Origin of the sequence: uncultured Sneathiella sp. (assembly GCF_963976355.1) — a bacterium.
Classification (GTDB): Bacteria; Pseudomonadota; Alphaproteobacteria; order Sneathiellales; family Sneathiellaceae; genus Sneathiella.
Map to the genome: position 1 here is coordinate 17,620 of NZ_CAXBKA010000001.1, position 23,644 is coordinate 41,263.

Genomic DNA, 23,644 nt, shown 5'->3' on the forward strand with positions numbered 1-23,644 from the left:
AGGAGCGGTACTGTCGCTGTGCCCGTTTACCGGGCTGTTGTCGGTAGGGACGGAATGCTTCCGCCCGATAACAGGAGGATAAGCTCTTATGGCATCTCACACTCCCAAACCCTCTGACCGCAGACGCGGCAAAGCAAACGACGCTGCAGCTTCCAAAAGCACAACGGCTACTCCGACCAAACTTGACCGGATGACCGCCCTTCTCCATCGAAAAAATGGCGTCAGTCTGGAGGAGCTATGCACTACTACGGGCTGGCAGTCCCATTCGGTGCGCGGCGCCATCGCCGGCTCATTGAAGAAGAAGGGCCATGTGATAACGTCGGAGAAGGCTGACGGCGTTCGTCGATACCGGATCGGGGATCCGCAATGAAAAGCATTTCCGAACTTGATGCAGAGGTCAGGTCATTGGAGACGCTGGGATTACGTGATCTGCGGCGTCTCTGGGCTGCCCGTTTCGGCCCGCCGCCAAGATTACGCTCCGAAGAGCTGCTGCGGCTGATGCTGGCCTGGCGCCTGCAGGCGGAAGCTCTGGGCGGGCTTCCACCCGGGACCCGTCGCCTGCTTGCCCGTCGTGGAGCCATTGCCCCCGAAGGCCGGGCCCTGGGTGACGGCGCCATCCTGCGGCGGGACTGGCAAGGCCGGCAGATCGAAGTCGTGGTCGAGGCGGACGGCTTTCGCTGGGAAGACAGGACATACCCGAGCCTTTCCGCCATCGCCCGGGCGGCAACCGGCACCCGCTGGAACGGGCCACGGTTCTTCGGATTGCGCGAGGAAGGTCCATGAATCCGCCGGTAAGGCGCTGCGCCATTTACACCCGCAAAAGCTCCGAGGAAGGGCTCAATCAAAGCTTCAACAGCCTCGATGCCCAGCGGGAGGCCTGCGAAGCCTATATCAAGAGTCAGGCGAGTGAGGGCTGGCGGGCCCTCCCCGCCCGCTATGACGATGGCGGCTATTCCGGTGGTACTATGGAACGTCCGGGCCTAAAACAACTGCTCACCGATATCTCACTGGAAAAGATCGACATTGTCGTCGTCTACAAGATAGACCGGTTGACGCGTTCACTTGCGGACTTTGCCCGCATGGTGGAACTGTTCGAGCAGCATGACGTCAGTTTCGTGAGTGTCACGCAATCCTTCAACACCACCTCCAGCATGGGACGGCTGACCCTCAATGTGCTTCTTTCCTTTGCCCAGTTTGAACGGGAAGTCACAGGAGAGCGAATCCGCGACAAGATCGCCGCCTCCAAGAAGAAGGGCATGTGGATGGGAGGCAGCCCGCCCCTCGGCTATGATCTGCCAGAGGCAGGCTCCCATAGCTTGCGGGTGAATGACGCAGAAGCCGACATTGTGCGCATGATCTTCAAAAGATACCTGCAGCACAAATCCGTCCATGCCCTGGTGCGAGAGCTGAAAGTAAAGGATATTCGATCAAAGACCCGGGTGACGCTGAAAGGAAGAACCATCGGAGGCCAACCCTTCAGCCGCGGCGCGCTGTATCATCTGCTCCGGAGCCGTGTCTATCTTGGCGAGGTTCCGCATAAGGATCAGTCTCATCCCGGGCTGCATGAGGCGATAATCGAGGCGGAGCTGTTCGACTCCGTGCAGGTGCAGCTTGACGAGAACGGCCGGCGTCGCAAGGCGACTGGAAAGAGGATTGCCAGCTCGCCGCTGGCAGGGCGCCTCTTCGATACGGACGGGCAATCGATGTCCCCGACCTTCGCCTATGGACGTGGCGGCAAGCTCTATCGTTACTATGTCTCCGCCTCTTTGCAGCGTGGGGCAAAACGGGACCAGCAGGACAACGCACCACGACGTGTTTCGGCGGCAACGCTTGAACGTCGGTTGATCAAAACACTGACCCGTCTTCTTCCCGATCTGCAGGTGGAACCGTTTGAGCTTATAAGTTCCATCGAGATTCATATCAGATGCGTCGAGCTTCTGATCCCGCTCAAATATCTTAACAAGGTCAACGGCAACCTTGCGACTGGCGAACGGGTGCGTCCGGATCCGGCAGAATCGAAATGCCTGCGGTTGACCCTGCCCTGGCGGATGCAGACGCGCGGGGGACGAACAGACATCCTTGCCGGCGATAAAAACACGCCGCAGCCGGACGCCTCTTTGATCCGGGCCCTGCGCAACGCCCACGCCATGCTGGATCGAGATTCAGAGAAAAGGCCCGTTCTGCAGGCAGCACCCATCTCTCCCTGGCGGCGCAACCTTGTCCGGCTGGCGTTTCTGGCCCCCGATATCCAGCGTGCTATCCTTGATGGACGCCAGCCGGATCATCTGACACTGGCTCTTCTGATGAAGAAAGAGGTCCCGTTGCTCTGGGCTGACCAGCATCGTAAATACGGGATCGGAATCACAGATTAAGGGTACGTATTCACCGTTATTCGGAACGTCGGAACTCACCTGTTAACAGGAATAAAACACCCTGTTAATACCAATAACAGGCCCTGTTATGGCAATTAATCACCCTGTTATGACGAATAACAGGAAAGTGGCAAATTCATCACGTAACTCACTGATATTAGGTGATAAAATATTTTGTCTTTCGATAACAGACATCAATTTTACCCTGTTAACGGTCATTTTTATAAAAAATTCCCTGTTAATGTCCCTGTTCAAGGGAAACTCACCCTACCATCAGACAGGCAGAGACTGGCGGGCAGATTGGCCCTGAAGAACCGTCATCTGACGGTCCGGAGACGATGCCAGGAATGGGATTGGCCGCGAAATATCGCCCTGTTACGGGCGGTTACAAGGCCTCGTAAAATCAGAGACGAATTGTCAGGGGTGGGTGGCGGAGGGAGGGGGATTCGAACCCCCGATACGGTTTCGCCGTATACACACTTTCCAGGCGTGCGCCTTCAGCCACTCGGCCACCCCTCCGCAAAGGCACCCTGCGTTTAAGTGAGGGCGCGCGGGGAATATACTTGAGAAGAGCGAGAATGCAAGGGATCAAACCCGACTTTGGCAAATTAATAACACCTTGATGACAATCGGGTGAAGACATGAGAGAAACTTTGAACTCCCGCCTGTTTCAACGTACCATCCGAGGCATGAAACATGCTGATGGAACAATACAGTGATTATCGGTCGCCTTTTGGGTTGGATTTTGGTCGGCTGCGCCTTTCTGGTGCTCGGTCACGATATCCTGCAATATCTGAATACCGAAGCTTGGCACTCCATTTTACTGGGGGAACTTTGGTACAACCTTAATCCGCAAGGGATAAATCTGATGCAGGCCGTCATCCAACGTTATCTGACTCCTGTATTGTGGGACCCCATCATTCTGACAGTCCTGTTATGGCCTGCCTGCCTGGTTTTCCTTACTCCCGGCATTGTCTTCCTTTTACTCTTTCGCAAAAGGCAATCCGCTGGCACCCGCCGTTTCTCCACTTAGTCATCCCCCATTTTGAGAGCCGCCAGAAATGCCTCTTGCGGTATGTCAACATTGCCGACGGAACGCATCCGCTTTTTACCTTTCTTCTGCTTTTCCAGAAGCTTTTTCTTGCGTGTAATATCGCCGCCATAACATTTTGCCGTTACATCCTTGCGGAGGGCAGAGATCGTCTCCCGAGCGACAACCTTGCCGCCAATTGCCGCCTGCAGCGCAATCTTGAAGAGCTGCCGGGGGATAAGATCTTTCAGTCGTTCACATAGCTGCCGACCGCGCGCTTCCGCCTGATCACGGTGAACGATCATGGCGAGCGCATCTACGGGCTCGCTATTCACAAGGATGGATAATTTTACCAGATCACTCTCAATATAGCTGTCAATTTCATAGTCAAAACTGGCATAGCCGCGCGAAACGGACTTCAGACGATCGTAAAAATCAAAAACGACCTCGTTGAGCGGCAGCTTATAGACAACCATGGCCCGACTCCCGGCGTAGGTGAGATCTGCCTGCACGCCGCGCTTGTCTTCACACAGCTTCAAAACTTGGCCGAGGAATTCGTCCGGCACCATGATTGTCGCCTTGATCCAGGGCTCCTCTATCCGGTCAATCTGCATTACATCAGGCATGTCTGCGGGATTATGCATCTCTACCATCGACCCATTCCGCATATACAGATGATAGACAACGGAAGGAGCAGTAGTAATAAGATCGAGGTCGAACTCCCGTTCCAGCCGCTCCTGAATAATCTCAAGATGCAGCAACCCCAGGAAGCCGCAACGAAACCCAAAGCCCAGCGCCGCGGATGTCTCTGCCTCAAAAGAGAAGCTTGCGTCATTTAGGCGAAGCTTGCCGAGGCTGGATTTCAACTCGGTAAAGTCCGCCGCATCAATCGGGAAAAGGCCGCAAAAGACGACAGGCTGATTGGGCTTAAATCCGGGAAGCGACTCGGCGGCAGGCTTCCGATCATCCGTGATGGTGTCGCCCACTTTCGTATCCGCAACCTGCTTGATGGCCGCTGTCATAAAGCCGATTTCACCCGGCCCCAGCTCATCCACCACCAGACCTTTTGGCGTAAAGACGCCCACCCGATCGACAAGGTAACTCGCACCGGTTTCCATCATCCGGATTTTCTGGCCTTTTTTTATGACACCTGCACGGACACGAAACAGCACAACAACGCCCAGATAAGCATCATACCAGCTGTCAATGAGCAACGCCTGTAACGGCGCTTTCCGATCCCCTTTTGGAGGTGGAATATGGGCGACAACAGCCTCGAGCACCTCATCTACACCCATGCCAGTTTTAGCTGAAATCGGAATCGCCCCACTCGCGTCAATACCGATCACCTCCTCGATCTGCTCGACCACGCGATCGACATCCGCCGCCGGCAGATCCACCTTATTTAGTACCGGCAGTATTTCGTGATTAACCTCAATTGCCTGATATACATTTGCGAGGGTTTGCGCTTCCACTCCCTGACTTGCATCAACCACTAAGACAGAGCCTTCGCAGGCAGAGAGCGAGCGGTTCACCTCATAGGCGAAATCCACATGACCGGGCGTGTCGATGAGGTTAAGGGTATAAGTCTCCCCGTCTTTTGCAGTATACAGCAGTCGAACCGTCTGCGCCTTGATCGTGATACCGCGCTCACGTTCAATATCCATGCTGTCCAGAACCTGTTGCTGCATCTCGCGATCATCCAGCCCACCGCACATCTGTATCAGGCGATCGGCAAGCGTCGATTTGCCATGATCGATATGGGCAATGATAGAGAAGTTCCGGATTTTACTGAGTTCTGTCATCTGGGTGCTTTTCAAGTGTACTGACTGTTCATCCAACTAGCAGCTTTGGGGACAAATTCAATCGAATTCATATGAATCAAATCGACGCGTCCGAATAGCGGCCTTTATCCGATGGAATTTTCATGATCCCGGAACCGCTGAATACCGTTTTGTCATCGGCCGTCAACAGGCATGTAGCGAATAACAGGCCACGGGTCTGCTTTACAAGCTGGGTCCGTCCTTGCAGCCAGGTGCCTTTTTGCGCTGGCGATACAAAGTCACAAGACATCTGTATCGTCGGAATGAATTTGCGAAGCCCGGACAAGGCCAACGCCCCCACGCCAAGCTGCATATCGGCAAATGTCATCAGCATCCCGCCATGGCATATTCCGGCAATATTGCAATGTTTGCCCTCAATCCGCAGGCCGAGATAAGCATCTCCCTCAACTCTCTTTACCATCAGCAGGCCCGTCAGCTCGACAAAACCGACATTGCCCTCAAACTCTTTAAACCCTTCCGGTGCGTTGTTCGTCATTCTTCTCTCCAGAAACGGAACAAGGGGAGCAACATTGGCTCCCCTTACTTTGTCCGGTCAATTTTGTCAGCTGCGCAAACTGCCGCCTGTCGCTTTCTCTACACTTCCAATGACCTTGGCCGCGACGGCATCGATTTCCTCTTCTGTCAGCGTCCGGTCCGTTGGCTGCAGTCGGATGGAGAAGGCCACAGACTTCCGCCCCTCCGCCATATGGCCACCCTGATATATATCAAAGATGGAAACATCCTTGATCAGCTTTTTATCGCTTCCCCTCGCGGCCCGGATAATGGTATCCGCCGGGGTATCGATATCCACTTCAAACGCGAAATCCCGTTCCACGGCCTGATAATCCGAGACGGTCAGGGGCGGGCGCGCCGTCGCCGTCGCTTTTGGCAGCGGGATATTGTCGAGATAAACTTCAAACCCGACAATTGGTCCTTTCACTTTCATGGTATCCAGCACCCGGGGGTGTAATTCACCAAACGCGGCCAACCGGTTCTTTGGGCCAAGCTGCATAACGCCGGAGCGGCCCGGATGATACCAGTCCGGTGCCCCTGTCACGATCTGAACAGAGTCCGCAGGTCCTCCTACCGCCTCGAGCAGCGCGAGTGCATCTGCCTTGGCATCAAAGGCATCGAACTTACGGCCATTTCCCGCCCAGTGGCGCGGTGATGTCAGCCCGGTGCGAATGCCCCCTGCAACAGTGACCTGCCCTTCGACCTGGTCCGAGTGATACTCCGAACCCACTTCAAACAGCGAGATATCCGCAAAGCCACGTGACATATTCCGCCCCGCCGCCGCGATCAGATTTGGCAATAGTGAAGGGCGCATGGCATCAAGATCTGCACTGATCGGATTTACCAGAACAATTTCATCCGGCACACCTCCGAATAGATCAGCATGGGCACGCGGCAGGAAGGACCAACTTACAGCCTCCATCATCCCGCGACCGGCAAGGGCCCGTTTGGCAATCCGGACTCGCCGCTGCTTTGCATTGACGGCCGGTTTTGCGACGACATTTTCCATCGGCAACGGAACCGGCGGAATATTGTCATATCCGTATATGCGCAGAACCTCTTCCACCAGATCCGCTTCGCCATCGATATCCATCCGCCAAGACGGAACCTGTGTCCGGATCACGCCGTCTGTCTCTTCCGGGCTGAAGCCAAGTCGGTCAAGAATAGCGAGCATTTCCGACGGCGGCACATCAACGCCGCCAAGCTCCCTGACACGGGGTTTTCTCAATTCGACTGTTTTTTGCCAGACGGGCCCCTCACCTGCAACGACCACCTCGCTGGCTTCACCGCCGCAGATATCCAAGACGAGCCGCGTCGCAATTTCCATGGAGGGCTCAACAAAATCCGGATCGACCCCGCGTTCAAAGCGATAGCGGGCATCGGATTCAATGCCAAGCTTGCGCCCCGTCGTCGCAATACGCACGGGATCGAACAACGCCGCCTCGATAAAGACGTTCATCGTTTCATCCGAACAGCCGGACAACTCTCCGCCCATAACACCGCCAAGGCCAACAGCGGATTTATCGTCTGCAATCACGCATGTTTCCGCATCAAGCTTGTATTCTTCCCCGTCAAGTGCGAGGAGCGTTTCCCCGGCGACTGACAGCCGCGCCTGAATGTTGCCGTCGATCTTGTCCGCATCAAACACATGGAGCGGTCGGCCAAGGTCAAACGTCATATAGTTTGTCATATCGACCAGCGCCGAGATCGGACGCAACCCGATGGAACGTAATTTATCCTGCAGCCACTTCGGGCTGGGACCATTTTTAACACCGCGAATATACCGGCCCACAAACTTTGAGCAGGGAAGCGGATCAACATTTTCAAAATTGAGATTAACGCCGATCGGGCTTTTAAACTTTCCTGCAACCGGGCTCATGTCCAGTGGCTTCAAGGTGCCGAAGCCGCTTGCCGCGAGATCACGGGCAATGCCGTAAACGCCAAGCGCATCCTGATGATTGGGCGTAATCGCAATTTCGATGACAGGATCGTCAAGACCGGCAAGCGATGCAAACGATGCTCCGATCTCCGCGCTGTCCTCCAATTCGATAATACCATCATGATCATCGGAAAGACCCATTTCCCGCTCGGAGACCAGCATGCCGTTGCTCTCGACGCCGCGAATCTTCGTTGGCTTCAGCCACAGATCCGTGCCTGGAACATATGAACCGGAAGGGGCAAACACGCCTTTCATACCCGTCCGGGCATTCGGCGCTCCGCAAACAACCTGCACAACCTCGCTACCGGTATCAACCTTGCATACACGCAAACGGTCCGCATCCGGATGCTGGACAGCCTCAATCACATGCGCAACCCGAAAGGCGGCCAGTTCCTTTGCGCGATCCGTAACCTCCTCAACTTCCAATCCAATCGACGTCAGCCGGGCTGTCAGCTCGTCCAATGTCGCATTGTAGTCAAGATACTCTTTCAGCCAGGAAATCGTGAATTTCATCGCGACAGCCCTCCCCCGAGTGTTGGTACATCGAGTGGCACAAATCCATAATGTTTAAGCCAGCGCAAGTCTGAATCAAAGAAAGCTCGCAAGTCCGGGATACCGTATTTCAGCATGGCAATCCGGTCGATACCCATCCCCCAGGCAAAGCCCTGATATTCCGCGGGATCGAGACCGCAATGCTCCAACACCCGCGGATTGACCATGCCGCAGCCAAGAATTTCCAGCCAGTCATCCCCCTCCCCGACCTTCACATGATCTCCGGCGAAGGTGCAGCGGATATCCATCTCTGCCGACGGCTCGGTGAAAGGGAAGTAGGATGGACGGAACCGCATGGTGACTTCTTCCAGTTCGAAGAAAGCCTTGCAGAATTCCGCCAGCACGCCTTTCAGGTGACCCATATGGCTGGTCTTGTCGATAACCAGTCCTTCGATCTGATGGAACATGGGCGTATGTGTCTGATCGGAGTCGCTGCGGAAGGTCCGCCCTGGCACGACAATCCGATGCGGTGGTTTCTGTGACAGCATAGTACGGATCTGCACCGTCGAGGTGTGGGTTCGCAGAAGCTGGCGTGAGCCATCCTCTTTTTCGGGCAGGTAGAAGGTATCATGCATTTGCCGGGCGGGGTGCTCCGGCGGGATATTCAGCGCCGTAAAGTTATTGAAGTCATTTTCAATATCCGGACCTTCGGCAATATTGAATCCCATTCCGGCGAAAATTTCCGTGATTTCATCCATTACCTGGCTGATGGGATGAATGCGGCCCATGGCCTCTGGTCGGGCCGGCAGGGTAATGTCTATCTTTTCCTGCAGCAGCTTTGCATCCAGCGCTGCAGCGTGCAAAGCGGATTTTGCCTCGTCAATGGCATTCCCCACCGTAGTCTTCAGTTTGTTGAGCTTTGGCGCAACTTCCTGACGCTCGGTTGGATCCATCTGGCCCAGCCCGCGCATCATCAGGCTGATGCTGCCTTTCTTGCCAAGCGCGGAAATCCGCAAAGACTCCAGCCCATCCAGATCGGCTACGTTACCGATCTTCTCCAGCAATTCCTGTTCAAGCTTTTCAATATCCTGCATCACAACTCGCAAATAAAAAGGGGCCGCAAACGGGGCCCCCTTTTAATAAAGTGGTCTACGAAAATGTCTAGGTTTTCGAGGGCCCGGATTATCAGGCTTTGGCGACAGCCTGCTGTGCTGTATCTACCAATGCCTTGAAGGCCTCAGGCTCGCGTACGGCAATATCGGCGAGAACCTTGCGGTCCACTTCGATGCCGGCCAGCTTGAGGCCGTGCATAAAGTTCCCGTAGGTCATGCCCTGTTCGCGCGAGGCCGCGTTGATGCGCTGAATCCACAAGCTGCGGAAATTTCGCTTCTTGGTCCGGCGATCGCGATAGGCGTACTGGCCCGCTTTTTCAACAGCCTGTACTGCTACGCGGAAGGTATTCTTGCGGCGGCCATAATAACCTTTTGCTGCCTTGATAACTTTTCTGTGGCGGGCGTGCGTCGTGACGCCCCGTTTTACACGTGCCATGAGTCTCTCTCCTTAGCCGTAAGGCATAAATTTTTTGACGATACGGGCATCCTGATCAGCAAGAATTGTGGTTCCGCGCTGATTCCGGATCTGCTTTTGCGTCCGCTTGATCATGCCATGCTGCTTGCCGGCCTGGTTTGCGCGAACCTTACCCGATGCGGTGAGAGAGAAACGCTTCTTCACGCTGCTCTTGGTTTTTAACTTGGGCATTTCTGGCTTCCTCTAAAATATCGTTGAAGCAATGAGCAAACTCGGCAGCCCCAATTGGCCGGAACGCTCAGCGAAGCGAGGGTTATACAGCCGCGCAAACGCAAATACAAGTCCTATGAAAGGCTTTTTTTGCCCTGCGTCACAAATCTTCATGTCCCGCGTCATCAAGGACAGTCTGGTTCGTCCAGCAGCGTCTCAAGTACTTAAAAATCCGGGTGGACAAAGAAAATGCAGATCAGTTTTTTATATAGAGCGCAAATGACCTTCCTCTGCGCCCTCTTCCTCTTTCTTATGGCCTCCAAGACGACAGCAGAAGAAAGCATGACGGCGGGCCCCTTCAGCTTTCTCGCCATTTCAGACATGCCTTATTCCTCGAAGGAAGATTACATCCTGACGCAACGCACGCGGCCCGCCATAAAGGCCAGCCCCCTGCCCTTCGCCATATTCATGGGGGACTTCAAGAACAGCACCCTCCCATGTACCGCCGCCTTGCTAACCGAACGGCGCAATCAGATCATGGCGCTTCATCCGGGTCGTGTTTTCTACACACCGGGTGACAATGACTGGACGGATTGTGACCGCACAGAGATCATCCAGCGTTTCTCCGAGCTTGATCGCCTTGATTTGCTGCGACGGCTTTTCTACGACACGCCCATGTCGCTGCCGCCGGAATGGCTTTATGCGCGCCAGGCCCTGTTCCCGGAAAATATGCGATGGGTCTATAAAAATACTCTTTTTGCAACCGTTCATCTGGTCTCTACGAATAACGGCCGTGAGGAAATCCTGCTCAGTGATGTGGATCTCGCCCTGACCCTCACGGATGCGCGGGACCGGGCCAATCATGTTTGGCTAAGCCAGACATTTTCCGAGGCGGAAAAAATCGGGGTAGATGCTGTCGTTATCGCAACACAAGCAGACGTGACCCGCAGCAAATACAAACCCCGCTGCACCGAGACCCTCCGACAGGAATGTGACGCATTCGCCGGTTTCAACCTGCATCTCCGTTATCTGTCGACACAATTCAAGAAGCCGGTTCTTCTGTTGCATGGCGACACCTTCCCGTACTGCCTGGATAAAGGATTTGGCGGCGCCGGTGCCCCCAATCTTTGGCGGTTCAACTCGACGGGGGATTACGGGCTAACCGACGCTACCATCATAACCGTCAACCCAGCGAACAGATCGACGCCTTTCGATTTTACCTCATTAACGGATAACATACCTCCCGCCCCCAGCTGTTAAGATAAATAAAAAAAGCCTGCAACCGATAAGGATTGCAGGCTTGAATTGAAACGATTTCTGTTTGTGCTTATTTGGTCGGCGCAATGACCATCGTCATCTGACGGCCCTCCATTTTCGGGTGCTGCTCGACTTTTGCAAGTTCTTCAGTTTCATCGCGAACCTTGTTCAGGAGCTTCATGCCAAGTTCCTGATGCGCCATTTCACGGCCACGGAACCGCATGGTCACCTTTACCTTATCGCCTGTGCCAAGGAACTTGTTTACCGCTCGCATTTTGACTTCATAGTCATGCTGGTCGATATTTGGCCGCATCTTGATTTCCTTGATTTCAAATGTTTTCTGCTTCTTGCGGGCTTTGGCGGCTTTTTTCTGAGCCTCAAACCGGGCGCGACCAAAATCCATAAGCTTGCAGACCGGCGTTTCCCCGGGGGAAACCTCTACCAGATCGAGGCCGGCTTCGTCCGCCAGCCCAAACGCGGCCTGAATGCTTACCAGACCGATATTCTCACCTTCATCATTGATTAATCGAACGTTGGCAACGTTGATATCTTCATTTGTGCGCGGCCCATCCTTCGTGGGTACCGTATTTCTTTGTGGACGAGCTATTTACTTTCTCCTTGAATGATTGATCCAATTCCCTCCCCATTAGGAGGGTTTAACTACGTTATTCTATAATTTTTAACGATTTATTTCCACCGCTACTTTCAGCGCCAACAATAATTCACTGGCCCGGCACAGCGGCCTCCTCAACAAGCTCGGCAATTGCCCCATCAAGGGGCAGTACTTTTTGGTGTTTTTCTCCAAGCCTGCGGATCGAGATGGTCTTCTCTTCTGCTTCGCGTTTTCCCGCAACCAGAAGTGCCGGGACCTTGGCCAGGCTATGTTCACGGACCTTGTAATTGATTTTTTCATTCCTGAGGTCAAGTTCAGCACGAATACCTTTGGCCTTCAACGCCGAGAGCACCTCACGGGCATAGTCATCGGCGTCATCGGTAATCGTCGCCACCACTACCTGCAACGGTGCCAGCCATAGCGGGAAGCGACCGGCATACTCTTCAATCAGAATGCCAATAAACCGTTCCATGGAACCGAAAATGGCACGATGCAGCATAACCGGACGGTGTTTCGCCCCATCCTCTCCGATATAGTTGGCATTCAGACGCTCCGGCAGAACGAAATCCACCTGCAGCGTCCCGCATTGCCAGTCCCGGCCAATAGCGTCCGTCAGCACAAACTCCAGCTTCGGCCCGTAAAATGCTCCTTCACCCGGATTCATGCTGTAGGCAATATTGGTGGCTTCAATCGCTTCTCTGAGCGCGCCTTCCGCCTTGTCCCATATTGTGTCGTCACCGGCGCGCACAGCCGGACGATCAGAGAATTTAACCTTCACTTCAGTAAATCCGAAGTCCTTATATATATCGAGAAGAAGTTCGCAGAAAACTTCGGTTTCCGACATAATCTGATCTTCGGTGCAGAAAATATGCGCATCATCCTGCGTAAAACCACGCACACGCATAATACCATGTAACGCGCCCGAGGGCTCATATCGATGGCAGGAGCCAAACTCCGCCATCCGGAGCGGCAGGTCCCGATAGCTGGTGATCCCCTGATTGAATATCTGGACATGGCATGGGCAGTTCATCGGCTTGAGAGCAAAAGTTCGCTCTTCCGATTCGGTGGTGTACATATGCTCCCCGAACTTTTCCCAATGTCCCGACGCCTCCCACAGCTTGCGATCAACAAGCTGCGGGGTCTTGACTTCCTTGTAATCGGCCTCTTCAAGTTTGTGGCGAATATAATTTTCCAACGTGCGATAAAGAGTCCAACCCTTTTCATGCCAAAAGACCATGCCGACAGCCTCTTCCTGCAGATGAAAGAGGTCCATCTCCCGGCCAAGTTTGCGGTGATCCCGCCGTTCCGCTTCTTCCAGGCGATGGAGATACGCCTTCAACTCTTTTTCGTTCCGCCAAGCGGTCCCATATATCCGCTGTAACATTTCATTCCGCGAATCGCCCCGCCAATAGGCGCCTGCCAACTTCATCAATTTGAAAGCATGGCCAAGCTTTTTGGTCGACGGCAGGTGAGGACCCCGGCACAAATCCTGAAAATCGCCCTGTCGGTAAATGCCGATCGGCTGATCTTCCGGAATTGCATGGATGATGTCCGCCTTGTAATGCTCCCCGGCATTCTTGAAGAAGTCGACAGCTTCACTCCGAGACCATTCCTCCCGGGTGATTTCCTCGTCCCGATCAACAATCTCATGCATTCGCTTCTCGATCTTTTCAAGATCGTCGGGCGTGAATGGCTCGGAACGGGCAAAATCATAGTAAAATCCGTTCTCAATGGCCGGGCCTATGGTCACCTGAGTCTCAGGATAAAGTTCTTTCACAGCCTCTGCCATCACATGTGCAGCGTCGTGACGCAGAAGTTCCAGCACTTCATCGCCTTCTTCGTTCGAGGTGACAATTTCTATGGCGGTATCCTGATCAAGGACCGTTTTCAAATCCTTCAGTTCACCATTGATGCGCAGCGCCAGCGCGGCTTTAGCGAGACCCGGGCCGATATCCTGCGCCAACTCTGCGCCCGAAATCGCTTTGTCGAATACCCGCTGGCTTCCATCCGGAAGCGTAATCTGTACCTGTCCGTTTGCCATTTTTACCATCCATTCCATGACCGGTACCGAGCAACACCCTGCCCTGAATTCGCGATCATGCCGGGGACTTTAGAAAACTGGGGGACCATGTCAAGCGATAGACGCGACAAGCCCTTATTTAGCGAAATATACCTTTGTCTTTAGCGGAAATAAGGCACCTTACGTGCGATCTTCAAGGATATCCTCATACAGCGCAATGGTGGAGCTACACATTTTTTCGATATCGAAGTGACTCTTCACATGTTCCCGCGCCTGATTTGCAACTGCTTCGCGCGCCTCCCAGGACAGGCCGATCGCAGATGCCAGCGCTGCGGCCATTGCCTCAACGTCACCGACCGGCACCAGCCAGCCAGTCTCGCCATCGATAATCGTTTCCATGGAACCGCCATGCGCCGTTGCGATAACAGGGCGTCCCATGGCTTGCGCCTCGACAGCGATACGGCCGAACCCTTCCGGTACCGTCGTCGCCGATACGACTACATCCGACAACATAAGCGCCACGGCCATATCGTCACAATGTCCCTTTATCTGGACCCTGCCTTCCAGTCCATGAGATTTCACCATGGCATTTAACTCGTTACAATATGCATCCCGCCCTTCCGTGCTCCCCACCAGCAGCGCAAGGAACTCTCTGTCCTTTATCCGGGCCAGTGCCTCGATAAAAGTCTGATGACCCTTCAATCGGGTAAGCCGCCCCGGCAGCATGATAACGGGAACGCCATCAGGCAGTCCCCAGCTTCGTGCCATGTCGATAATCCGCTCGGCATGAATGGCCGCCGGATTAAATTTCCGGCAATCCACGCCACGCGGAATTGTGATGATTTTTTCCGGCGCCACGTCATAGTTGCTGAGGATATGGTCAGCGATAAAATCAGAGATCGCGATAACCCGCTCTCCTTTGGTCATGATTGCGTTATAGGTATTTTTAAGAAAGCCGCCGCGATTGTATGCCGCATGAAAGGTTGTTACAAAATGTACGCCGGTTCTTTTTGCTGCATAATAAGCGCTCCAGGCCGGGGCCCGGCTCCGGGCGTGAATGATATCAACGTCATATTCACGAATGAGCCCCGCAAGGCGCGTTATATTTCGGCGCATAACCCAGGGATTCTTTGATCCTGCTGGCAAGATCAGATGGCGCACACCGATCCGTTTTAATTCATGGGTCATTAGCCCGCCGGAGGAGGCAACGATTGGTGTCCAGCCCCTCTCCTTCAGTGCCGATGCCATCTCCACCGTGCCACGCTCGACCCCGCCGCCGTTCAGACTTGGAAGTATCTGCAAGACAGTCGGATGACGGGTTTCGTTCATGGGGGAAGGAGTGTTATGCTCAGGGTCCATAATGATTTTCAACGGTTTCTGTTACTCAAAAATGACTTCGACTGACTCACCTAGTATGCTTGCCCGGCCTGATGGTCAATCCATTGCCTATCATCACCATGCCGGCTTTTCCCCCGGCGTGATTTTTTGCTCCGGTTTCATGTCCGACATGGAAGGAACAAAGGCACTTGCTCTTGAAAAAGCAATGACCGACCTTCATCGTAGCTATACACGATTTGATTATCTGGGGCACGGGCAATCGACAGGCAATTTCAAGGATGGCACCATTAGCCGTTGGACGGATGACGCTGTGGCGGTGCTGGATGATTGTACGGCCGGCCCGCAGATCATTGTCGGATCGTCCATGGGGGGCTGGATCGGGCTCAGAATGGCGCTGCTGCGCCCGGAGCGTATCGCCGGTTTCGTCGGCATTGCTGCGGCGCCGGACTTCACCAGCCGAATGTGGGATGACATGCCGGAAACGGGCAGGGAGTCCATCAAGTCAAAAGGATATTGGGAGCAGCCTTCGGAATATTCCGACGAACCCTATACCATCACCAAAAAGCTGCTGGATGACGGACCGCGTAATTTCCTGCTTGATGGGCCGATCAATGTAACCTGTCCGGTACATCTCCTGCAGGGGATGAAGGATGACAGTGTTCCCTGGGAAACGGCTCTTAAAATACAGGCTGCCCTTGTCAGTGACGATGTGACTGTTTCCCTCATAAAGAACGGAGATCATCGTCTTTCCGAGCCCGACGACATAACCCGACTTATACGGGCGACGGAAAGTATCGGAAACATGCAATAAATTGCCGGAAAATTTTACGTTTCGCCGTAAAACGGTCATATTATCTGAATAAAAACAAGTCAGTTTAATCTGTCCGTTGGATACTAACAGGCTATAAAATAATAATATTTTTTGATGCCGATAATTTTGGGATCCGGTTGGGCGCTTAACCGGAAAAAAGAGTGATACTGATCACTGGAAATTAATAAAAAAAACACCAGATAGGGTGTATAGCTTAGTACAGACGCTATCAAACTTTTGCTGATCCTTGGGAAAGTCCCCCTCTCCCATTGAAAGGCAATGTAAAGCCGGATCGATCCCCCCTCTCGATCCGGCTTTTTTTATAGTCTTAATCAACCTCCGGCATTGACTGCATCCAGCGAACTATTTTCATAGCCGGGAAAATCCAGATAACCCCCGCAACAGCATAGAAAATCAGCTCTGCCAGCTTGCTGTCCGGGAGAAACTGTACGGCAATGAAAACGCATATTCCACAATAGACAGCGAGGAGCGCCATCAACACAACTAGACCTATGACTTTTCGTGATTGCATCGGTATCCTTCAGATTCTACAGTTTCGCCTTCAACGGATATGGTAGTTGCCGCAGAGATGCCTTTTAAAGGAAAACTCTCGTTTATTGCCACATTTTTGACAAAGTACCAACGCATGCCGGACACTATTTTATGGCCAAATCCGGCATATTACTGAATTTAGCACTATTGGGGAAAAATATGTTTCAAAAGAAACCGAAATTGACCGACACACCCGAAAGTAACAAAGAGACATTACCTCCTTCTGAACAAAAACTGGAAAGCAGAGTTAAACCCATGACAACAACTGGCGGAACGAGAAGCTTTGGTATTGATAACAGCCTGCGCCCAAAATCATCTCCTTATGGTGCCGCTCCGGAAGAGAAAAAGGAAGGCAGCAAACTTCATGTTGGCGCCGATATTCATCTCAAAGGTGAAATTACCGCCTGTGATCGTCTGATCGTCGAAGGAAAAGTTGAAGCTTCGATGACCAGTAAGGAAATCGAAATCAGTCAAAGCGGTGTTTTCAACGGAACAGTCGATATCGATACCGCCGATATCTCGGGCGAGTTTGACGGCACCATGAAAGCCCGCAAACGCCTCGTCGTCCGGAAAACCGGCCGGGTTACCGGCGATATCAGCTATGGCGAGATTGAGATTGAGCCTGGCGGAGAAGTCGGCGGTACCCTGAAGAAAATTGCCGGGGAACAGCCAAACCTGCTGACGGAAATGGAAAGCGGCAAGGGCACAGCGAAAAAGACTGGCGACGCCGACAGCGAAAAAGAGTCGGTCTAGCTCTCTGCCCTTTCTTCATATTCCGCCATCGCAAAAATTAATTGCGACGGATTTGATCCTGCCGCCCGTTTAAAAAGTAAATGTGACGGGCGGCAAACAGCCGTTCCTTGGAAACCGTCAGGTGACTATGCATAATCCAAGCGAGATTGAAAAAGATGCCGCACTTATGCAAGACGTCGCTGATGGGAACGCGACAGCAAGCCGCTTGGTGGCCGAACTATATCTGGATGGACCTTTTCGGCTGGCGTTGCGCATTTTAGGGGACAGCAGTCTTGCAGAAGACATGGCTCAGGAAGCGTTTATCAAGCTCTGGAAGCAGGCGCCAAAATGGCAAGCCAAAGCTCAGATAAAAACCTGGCTGCATCGCGTCACTCACAATTTATGCGTCGATTATCTGCGTAAGCAAAAACGATATAGTGATGATGAAGTACCCGATATGGAAGATACTAGGCCGGGAGTTATTGAGCTAAAGGAGCAGCAGCAACTTGGTGACAAGGTGAATGAAGCCCTGCAAATGCTTCCTGCACGACAACGCATTGCCATTTCGTTAGTGCATTTTGAGGAATATGGGAATATAGAAGCCGCCGAAATCATGGAAATATCGGTGGATGCACTGGAATCCCTTCTTGCCAGAGGACGAAGAAAGCTGAAAGAATTATTGATGCCGACACGGCGGCTAATGGATGGAGAGGCAATATGAAGGAGATTCTGTCAAAAGAACTCGCCCGTTTCAAGACTGTCGTGGAAACCTATGGTGCTCGCGTGGAAAGCTGGCCAAAGGCTGACCTTCCCATGATGCAAAAGCTCCTGAGTTCTTCGGATGTTGCCCGCAGCCTGCTCCGCCAGGAGGCGAAATTTGATCAGCTCCTCAGCAGCAAAACCAAACCCGTAGTGGCGCCATCCGGTCTTATGGGCCGTGTTCTGATGAATGCCGAAGACATCAACCAAGGATCTTTCCTGAAAAGCCTCTGGCCCTTCGGCTCCATCTGGCAACCCGCCGCTGGGATGGCGATGGCTGCCTGCATCGGTATTCTGCTCGGCTTTACCAGCCCCAACATTCTCGAAAATAGCGATGACTTTGCGTTAAACGATCCGTCCTTCAGCGGTGCAACTATGTCTGATCTGGAATCTGAATATGAGAATCTCTAGGCAAAAAATTCTGTCGGCCGCACTGGTTCTATCGATTGCCGTAAACCTCATTATCGGGGGTTTCCTCATCACCCAATTGATTGACCATGACGGGGACAAGCGGCGACATGGCAAATTTCATTTCGACCGCAAAGAGGCCGTCACCGTCCTCGATGAAAAGGATCAGGAGCAAATTCGGCAGCAGTGGAAGGATAACCGTGGAAGCCTCCGCCCTTTCTTCCGGGAGTTTCGTGAACATCGCGAAAAACTCGCAGAGCTTTTCAGTGCGGAAACACTTGATCTTGTTGCGATTAACCAGACTTACGCAGACATGATCGCAACACAGATCCAGATCGAAAGTTTTTTGCAGGCCTCTATGATTGAACTTGCCAAGTCGCTTCCTGAAGACAAACGCGCGGCGTTCTTTGAAAAAGGATTTGAACATCGCCAAAAATGGCGCGACTCGAAAGATGAGGATAAAAAATGACAGATCGGCGGCAATTTGCCCCAGCGACCGAGCGAAATCGCAGTTCTATCCTGTCAGTCCTGAAAGTCAAACTCCCTGATACAGGCACAGTTCTGGAAGTTGCCAGTGGCAGCGGCGAACATGCAGTATTTTTCGCGCCCGCACTGCGCCCACTGAAGTGGCAGCCGAGCAATTATGACCCCGAACAGCTCGAAAGTGTTGAAGACTGGATCGCCCATCAACCATCCGACAATCTTCTTCCGCCAATTTCACTGGATGTGACAAAGCCGCTCTGGCCTGTCGAGGAGGCAGGCTATAACGGGGGGCCGATTACGGCAATTTTCAACGCCAATATGATCCATATTTCCCCCTGGCAGACATGCGAAGGGTTGATGGCAGGCGCACGCAGAATTCTGCCCGTCGGCGGACGGCTTATCCTTTATGGGCCCTTCAAAGTAAACGGTGAGCACACCGCCGCCAGCAATGCGAAATTTGAAAGCTGGCTGAAATCACTGGATCCCGATTTTGCCGTCCGCGACATAGAAGTTGTGAGCGCTGAAGCTAAGAAAAATGACCTTGGCCATACAGCGGTCCTGCCGATGCCCGCGAATAATTATATCCATATATTCGAAAAGACCTGATGCTGCCGTCTCAAAGGCAGGGTTAAGCACAAAAAAGGGCCGCCCCGAAGGACGGCCCCATTCTTTTGACATGCGGGTATGAACGGGCGACTTAGAAGCCCATGCCACCCATACCACCCATGCCGCCCATATCGGGCATGGAAGGTCCGCCACCGGAGTCTTTTGCCGGTAGATCCGCAATCATTGCTTCCGTCGTGATCAGAAGGCTGGCGATGGACGCTGCGTCTTCAAGAGCGGCGCGAACTACCTTAGCCGGATCAATAACACCATCTTTAGGCAGATCAGTGTATTTGCCAGTCTGAGCATTAAAGCCAAACGTTACACTTTTCTGTTCCAGCAACTTGCCAACAACAACCGCTCCGTCGGAGCCAGCGTTTTCAGCAATCTGACGGCAAGGAGCCTGAAGGGCGCGACGAACGATCTTGATGCCAACGTTCTGCTCTTCATTCTCGCCAGTGAGGCCGTCCAGCGCACGGGATGCATAGAGAAGAGCAACGCCACCACCGGCCACGATACCTTCTTCAACCGCAGCGCGGGTTGCGTGTAGCGCATCATCAACGCGGTCCTTGCGTTCCTTCACTTCGGTTTCCGTCGCGCCGCCAACCTTGATCACGGCAACACCGCCAGCGAGTTTGGCAAGTCGTTCCTGAAGTTTTTCGCGGTCATAGTCAGAGGATGTTTCCTCGACCTGAGCGCGGATCTGGTTACAACGACCTTCGATGTCCGCTTTTTCACCGGCACCGTCGATGATTGTCGTTTCTTCCTTGGAGATGGATACGGATTTCGCTGTACCCAGCATATCAAGGCCGACATTCTCAAGTTTGATACCCAAATCTTCGGAAATCACTTGTCCACCGGTCAGGATGGCAATGTCTTCAAGCATCGCCTTGCGACGGTCACCAAAGCCAGGAGCCTTGACAGCCGCAATTTTTAGGCCGCCGCGGAGCTTGTTGACAACAAGAGTTGCAAGTGCTTCGCCTTCGATGTCTTCCGCGATGATGAGAAGCGGCTTGCCGGCCTGAACAACGGCTTCAAGAAGCGGTAGCATCGGCTGCAGATTGGTCAGTTTCTTTTCGTGAAGCAGGATGTAGGGGTTGTCCATGTCGGCAACCATTTTCTCTGCGTTCGTGACGAAGTAAGGAGAAAGATACCCACGGTCGAACTGCATGCCTTCTACAACGTCCAGCTCAGTTGCAAGGCCTTTGGCTTCTTCAACAGTAATCACACCCTCGTTGCCAACGCGCTGCATGGCTTCGGAAATGATGCTACCGATTTCAGCTTCGCCGTTGGCCGAGATCGTGCCGACCTGTGCAATTTCATCCTGACCGGAAACTGGCTTGGACATTTCCTTGATAGAGTCAACGGCTTTTGCAACAGCAAGATCAATACCGCGCTTCAGATCCATCGGATTCATCGCAGCCGCAACAGCTTTTAGACCTTCCTGAATGATGGACTGTGCAAGAACGGTTGCTGTTGTTGTGCCATCACCGGCGATATCATTGGTCTTGGAAGCAACTTCCTTGACCATCTGCGCGCCCATGTTCTCAAACTTGTCTTCAAGTTCGATTTCCTTGGCGACTGTCACGCCATCTTTGGTGATGCGCGGAGAACCGAAGGATTTGTCGATAACTACATTCCGGCCTTTCGGGCCTAGGGTAACTTTCACAGCGTCCGCAAGGGTGTTTACGCCCTTCAGCATGCGCCGACGAGCGTCTGTGTTAAATTTTACATCTTTTGCCATGTCTATTTTTCCTCAATCATAAATGGGTTGATTAGGCCAAAATGCCCATGATGTCTGATTCTTTCATGATCAAGACGTCTTCGCCTTCAACCTTGATCTCGGTTCCGGACCATTTACCGAAAACAACCTTGTCGCCCACTTTAACGTCAAGCGGACGAACTGTGCCGTCTTCTGCAATGGCACCGTTGCCAACCGCCAGAACGTCACCCTGGGATGGTTTTTCCTGCGCGCTATCCACGAGAATAATGCCACCGGCTGTCTTTTCTTCGGCTTCGATACGCTTGACCAATACGCGATCATGCAATGGACGAAATTTCATTAAAGTCTCCCTCATGCTTGTTGAGTAACCGTTTCATTTGTTATTAGCACTCTCCAGGTGAGAGTGCTAATAATTTCGCTAGGGATGTAATGAAAAGTTCGTTAGGTGTCAAGGGATGTGAGAAAAATCGCCTCACAAAATAATCCGGAAGGGCAAATATTTTCCCTTAGGATCGGCGAGTGTCTCCAAAATCCTTGGCCCAAAACGGATTTTCCAGTAGATAGGGCCACATCGTCTGCGCGGGACATATGTTCGCAAAGACGTCTATACAAGTCAGGAACCAAAAAAGATCGGGAAAATCCGTGACAGCATCGCTTTTATCCCAGCTTAGCCAGATTGCCGGGCTGGCCTTCGAGACGGTTGGCCTTGATACCTCTTACGGCATGGTCGTACCTTCGCAACGGCGGGAATTAGGGCAGTTTCAGTGCAATGGTGCCCTCGCCGCCGCGAAACAGGCAAAACGAAACCCAAGGGAAATCGCGACCGAGGTTCTGGCCGAACTCGAAAAAACCGGGCTGTTTTCTGAGCTCACTTTGGCTGGCCCAGGATTTATCAATATCCGCCTCATGGATGATTTTCTCGTAGGCCATATCAGTGATCTGGCTGAAGATTCATATTTCGGGTGCCGTTCGCGTCATATCCCAAAGAAAGTCATACTCGACTATGGCGGACCGAATGTCGCCAAGGCAATGCATGTCGGCCATCTGCGGGCAACCATCATTGGAGAAAGTCTGCGCCGCCTGCGCGAATTTCTGGGCGATACCGCCATCAGCGATGTCCATTTTGGCGACTGGGGCCTTCCCATGGGCCTGCTGATCAAGGAAATCGAACGGCGACAGCCTGAACTCCCCTATTTCAATGCAGATTTCAGCGGACCATACCCAGAAGGCTCACCGGTGACGGTTGAGGAGCTGCAGGAGATATATCCAGCAGCCTCCGCCCGAAGCAAGGAAGACCCGGCCTTTCTTGAAAGTGCCCGCAAGGCCACCTTCGAGTTACAGAAAGGTCGCGTCGGCTATCTCGCGCTCTGGCAGCATATGCGTGACGTATCCATTGCCGAAACCCGGATAGATTTTGATTTGCTCGGCGCCCATTTCACCGAGTGGAAAGGTGAAGCCGATACGAATGACCATATCCCGCTGATGATGGATCGCCTCGCCAATGAGGGATATTCAGAAGTGTCCGAGGGAGCGGTGGTCGTTAATGTGGCTGAGGAGGGCGACAAAAAAGAAATGCCGCCGCTGATCCTGGAAAAATCCGATGGCGCCGTGATGTATGGCACAACTGATCTGGCTACTATCGAAATGCGGCGGAAAGAACATGACCCGGATGCTATGCTGTATGTTGTCGATGCCCGCCAGAGCCTTCATTTCGAACAGGTTTTCCGGGCAGCCCATAAATGCAACAGCATCGGTTCCGATTGCCAGCTTGAACATATCGGCTTTGGTACTGTCAATGGGAAGGACGGAAAGCCCCTTAAAACCCGTGATGGCGGCGTCGTCCGACTTCGGAGTTTGATTGAGGATGCAATCGGGGAAGCCCGCAAGGTCATCACCGAGACAGGAATGTCCGAACGGTTCGACGCGGTGGAACTTGACGACATCTCGACAAAGGTCGGGGTTGCCGCAATCAAATATGCGGACCTCTCGAACCAGAGAATGTCCAACTATGTTTTCGACCTTGAAAGATTCACGAAATTTGAAGGACGCACCGGACCGTATCAGATGTATGCGGCCGTTCGTATCAAATCCATGCTACGCAAAGCGGCAGAACAGAACCTGACGAAAGGCCGCTTACTGGCGACACATGATGCGGAAAGAAATCTGATGCTGGCGATTGCCGCCCTTCCGGAGGCCGTCGCCGCCGCTGCGGAGAAAAATGCGCCTAATATTCTCTGCGATCATGTTTACAATCTGAGCCAGGAATTCAATAGCTTCTACCACGAATGCCCAGTTCTTGGTGAGGCAGACCCCGGCATTCGCGCGTCCCGCCTGCGCCTATGCGGCATTACGTTGCGCCAAATGGAAAAGGTTTTGTATATTCTGGGAATTGACGTTCCCGACCGGATGTAAAGAATTTTAAATATTTGTCTCCTATCTTCT

General features: G+C 53.0%; 24 protein-coding genes and 1 tRNA gene. 12 read left to right on the forward strand and 13 right to left on the reverse strand.

Annotated features, from left to right (window positions below):
* Window positions 1-88: 88 nt before the first annotated feature.
* Genes AAC599_RS00075 through AAC599_RS00085 form a run of 3 tightly spaced genes read left to right on the forward strand, consistent with a single transcriptional unit; the run spans window position 89 to window position 2,372 of the window.
* The gene (locus AAC599_RS00075) at window positions 89-370 is read left to right on the forward strand and encodes a DUF3489 domain-containing protein (RefSeq protein WP_340148366.1); all 282 of its coding nucleotides are present in this window, start codon (window positions 89-91) and stop codon (window positions 368-370) included.
* Window positions 367-783: a DUF2924 domain-containing protein gene (locus AAC599_RS00080; protein WP_340148367.1), complete on the forward strand. Its 417-nt coding sequence runs from the start codon at window positions 367-369 to the stop codon at window positions 781-783. The genes AAC599_RS00075 and AAC599_RS00080 overlap by 4 nt, the downstream gene beginning before the upstream one ends.
* Window positions 780-2,372 (forward strand): recombinase family protein, encoded by a 1,593-nt coding sequence (locus tag AAC599_RS00085; RefSeq protein WP_293963672.1) that lies wholly within the window; start codon window positions 780-782, stop codon window positions 2,370-2,372. Before AAC599_RS00080 ends, AAC599_RS00085 begins: the two co-directional genes overlap by 4 nt.
* Window positions 2,373-2,800: 428 nt before the next feature.
* On the opposite strand, the gene AAC599_RS00090 is transcribed toward AAC599_RS00085, so the two are convergent.
* A tRNA-Ser gene (locus AAC599_RS00090) sits at window positions 2,801-2,891 on the reverse strand.
* A 196-nt stretch (window positions 2,892-3,087) separates the two neighbouring features.
* On the opposite strand from AAC599_RS00090, the gene AAC599_RS00095 reads away from it, so the two are divergent.
* Window positions 3,088-3,405, forward strand: a complete 318-nt coding sequence (locus AAC599_RS00095; protein WP_340148368.1) for a hypothetical protein — start codon at window positions 3,088-3,090, stop codon at window positions 3,403-3,405.
* Here AAC599_RS00095 and lepA read toward each other — a convergent pair.
* From lepA to rpmI, 6 genes are all read right to left on the reverse strand, one after another.
* Window positions 3,402-5,204 carry a translation elongation factor 4 gene (lepA, locus tag AAC599_RS00100; protein ID WP_340148369.1) on the reverse strand — a complete coding sequence of 601 codons (1,803 nt, stop codon included), beginning with the start codon at window positions 5,202-5,204 and terminating at the stop codon, window positions 3,402-3,404. The two genes, AAC599_RS00095 and lepA, sit on opposite strands and share 4 nt — an antisense overlap.
* A 76-nt stretch (window positions 5,205-5,280) precedes the next feature.
* Complete coding sequence (locus AAC599_RS00105; protein ID WP_340148371.1) at window positions 5,281-5,718, reverse strand: PaaI family thioesterase; 438 nt, start codon at window positions 5,716-5,718, stop codon at window positions 5,281-5,283.
* A gap of 66 nt (window positions 5,719-5,784) precedes the next feature.
* Window positions 5,785-8,187 carry a phenylalanine--tRNA ligase subunit beta gene (pheT, locus tag AAC599_RS00110; RefSeq protein WP_340148372.1) on the reverse strand — a complete coding sequence of 801 codons (2,403 nt, stop codon included), beginning with the start codon at window positions 8,185-8,187 and terminating at the stop codon, window positions 5,785-5,787.
* Entirely contained in the window at window positions 8,184-9,260 is a 1,077-nt protein-coding gene (pheS, locus tag AAC599_RS00115) for a phenylalanine--tRNA ligase subunit alpha (RefSeq protein WP_340148373.1), read from the reverse strand. The genes pheT and pheS overlap by 4 nt, the downstream gene beginning before the upstream one ends.
* 91 nt (window positions 9,261-9,351) lie before the next feature.
* On the reverse strand, window positions 9,352-9,714 hold the full coding sequence (rplT, locus tag AAC599_RS00120; protein WP_340148374.1) for a 50S ribosomal protein L20: 363 nt from the start codon (window positions 9,712-9,714) through the stop codon (window positions 9,352-9,354).
* Window positions 9,715-9,726: 12 nt separating this feature from the next.
* Window positions 9,727-9,924, reverse strand: a complete 198-nt coding sequence (gene rpmI / locus AAC599_RS00125; protein ID WP_161340767.1) for a 50S ribosomal protein L35 — start codon at window positions 9,922-9,924, stop codon at window positions 9,727-9,729.
* A 258-nt stretch (window positions 9,925-10,182) separates the two neighbouring features.
* On the opposite strand from rpmI, the gene AAC599_RS00130 reads away from it, so the two are divergent.
* Window positions 10,183-11,163, forward strand: coding sequence for a hypothetical protein (locus tag AAC599_RS00130; protein WP_340148375.1), 981 nt, complete (start codon window positions 10,183-10,185; stop codon window positions 11,161-11,163).
* A 67-nt stretch (window positions 11,164-11,230) separates the two neighbouring features.
* On the opposite strand, the gene infC is transcribed toward AAC599_RS00130, so the two are convergent.
* The 3 genes from infC to AAC599_RS00145 form a co-directional block, all read right to left on the reverse strand.
* Window positions 11,231-11,767 (reverse strand): translation initiation factor IF-3, encoded by a 537-nt coding sequence (infC, locus tag AAC599_RS00135; RefSeq protein WP_340149055.1) that lies wholly within the window; start codon window positions 11,765-11,767, stop codon window positions 11,231-11,233.
* Between the two features lie 115 nt (window positions 11,768-11,882).
* Window positions 11,883-13,814, reverse strand: coding sequence for a threonine--tRNA ligase (gene thrS / locus AAC599_RS00140; protein WP_340148376.1), 1,932 nt, complete (start codon window positions 13,812-13,814; stop codon window positions 11,883-11,885).
* Between the two features lie 159 nt (window positions 13,815-13,973).
* A complete protein-coding gene (locus AAC599_RS00145; RefSeq protein ID WP_340148378.1) occupies window positions 13,974-15,152 on the reverse strand; it encodes a glycosyltransferase in 1,179 nt (392 codons plus the stop codon).
* Between the two features lie 55 nt (window positions 15,153-15,207).
* Between AAC599_RS00145 and AAC599_RS00150 the strand changes: the two genes are divergently transcribed.
* Window positions 15,208-15,942, forward strand: coding sequence for an alpha/beta hydrolase (locus AAC599_RS00150; protein ID WP_340148379.1), 735 nt, complete (start codon window positions 15,208-15,210; stop codon window positions 15,940-15,942).
* Window positions 15,943-16,270: 328 nt separating this feature from the next.
* On the opposite strand, the gene AAC599_RS00155 is transcribed toward AAC599_RS00150, so the two are convergent.
* Entirely contained in the window at window positions 16,271-16,474 is a 204-nt protein-coding gene (locus tag AAC599_RS00155; protein ID WP_340148380.1) for a DUF2842 domain-containing protein, read from the reverse strand.
* Between the two features lie 275 nt (window positions 16,475-16,749).
* Between AAC599_RS00155 and AAC599_RS00160 the strand changes: the two genes are divergently transcribed.
* The 5 genes from AAC599_RS00160 to AAC599_RS00180 all read left to right on the forward strand — a co-directional run bounded on the left by AAC599_RS00160 (window position 16,750) and on the right by AAC599_RS00180 (window position 19,482).
* Window positions 16,750-17,247: a polymer-forming cytoskeletal protein gene (locus AAC599_RS00160; protein WP_340148381.1), complete on the forward strand. Its 498-nt coding sequence runs from the start codon at window positions 16,750-16,752 to the stop codon at window positions 17,245-17,247.
* A gap of 127 nt (window positions 17,248-17,374) precedes the next feature.
* The gene (locus AAC599_RS00165; protein ID WP_340149056.1) at window positions 17,375-17,947 is read left to right on the forward strand and encodes a sigma-70 family RNA polymerase sigma factor; all 573 of its coding nucleotides are present in this window, start codon (window positions 17,375-17,377) and stop codon (window positions 17,945-17,947) included.
* The gene (locus AAC599_RS00170; RefSeq protein ID WP_340148382.1) at window positions 17,944-18,396 is read left to right on the forward strand and encodes a hypothetical protein; all 453 of its coding nucleotides are present in this window, start codon (window positions 17,944-17,946) and stop codon (window positions 18,394-18,396) included. The genes AAC599_RS00165 and AAC599_RS00170 overlap by 4 nt, the downstream gene beginning before the upstream one ends.
* Window positions 18,383-18,862: a periplasmic heavy metal sensor gene (locus AAC599_RS00175; protein WP_340148383.1), complete on the forward strand. Its 480-nt coding sequence runs from the start codon at window positions 18,383-18,385 to the stop codon at window positions 18,860-18,862. The genes AAC599_RS00170 and AAC599_RS00175 overlap by 14 nt, the downstream gene beginning before the upstream one ends.
* Window positions 18,859-19,482, forward strand: a complete 624-nt coding sequence (locus AAC599_RS00180; protein WP_340148384.1) for a DUF938 domain-containing protein — start codon at window positions 18,859-18,861, stop codon at window positions 19,480-19,482. Before AAC599_RS00175 ends, AAC599_RS00180 begins: the two co-directional genes overlap by 4 nt.
* A 91-nt stretch (window positions 19,483-19,573) precedes the next feature.
* Here the strand turns inward: AAC599_RS00180 and groL are convergent, their stop codons facing one another.
* Together groL and groES are read right to left on the reverse strand one after the other, a co-directional pair.
* Window positions 19,574-21,223: a chaperonin GroEL gene (groL, locus tag AAC599_RS00185; protein ID WP_340148385.1), complete on the reverse strand. Its 1,650-nt coding sequence runs from the start codon at window positions 21,221-21,223 to the stop codon at window positions 19,574-19,576.
* 31 nt (window positions 21,224-21,254) lie between these two features.
* Window positions 21,255-21,542, reverse strand: coding sequence for a co-chaperone GroES (gene groES, locus AAC599_RS00190; RefSeq protein ID WP_293962366.1), 288 nt, complete (start codon window positions 21,540-21,542; stop codon window positions 21,255-21,257).
* Window positions 21,543-21,844: 302 nt separating this feature from the next.
* Between groES and argS the strand changes: the two genes are divergently transcribed.
* Window positions 21,845-23,614 carry an arginine--tRNA ligase gene (argS, locus tag AAC599_RS00195; RefSeq protein ID WP_340148386.1) on the forward strand — a complete coding sequence of 590 codons (1,770 nt, stop codon included), beginning with the start codon at window positions 21,845-21,847 and terminating at the stop codon, window positions 23,612-23,614.
* Window positions 23,615-23,644: the final 30 nt, after the last annotated feature.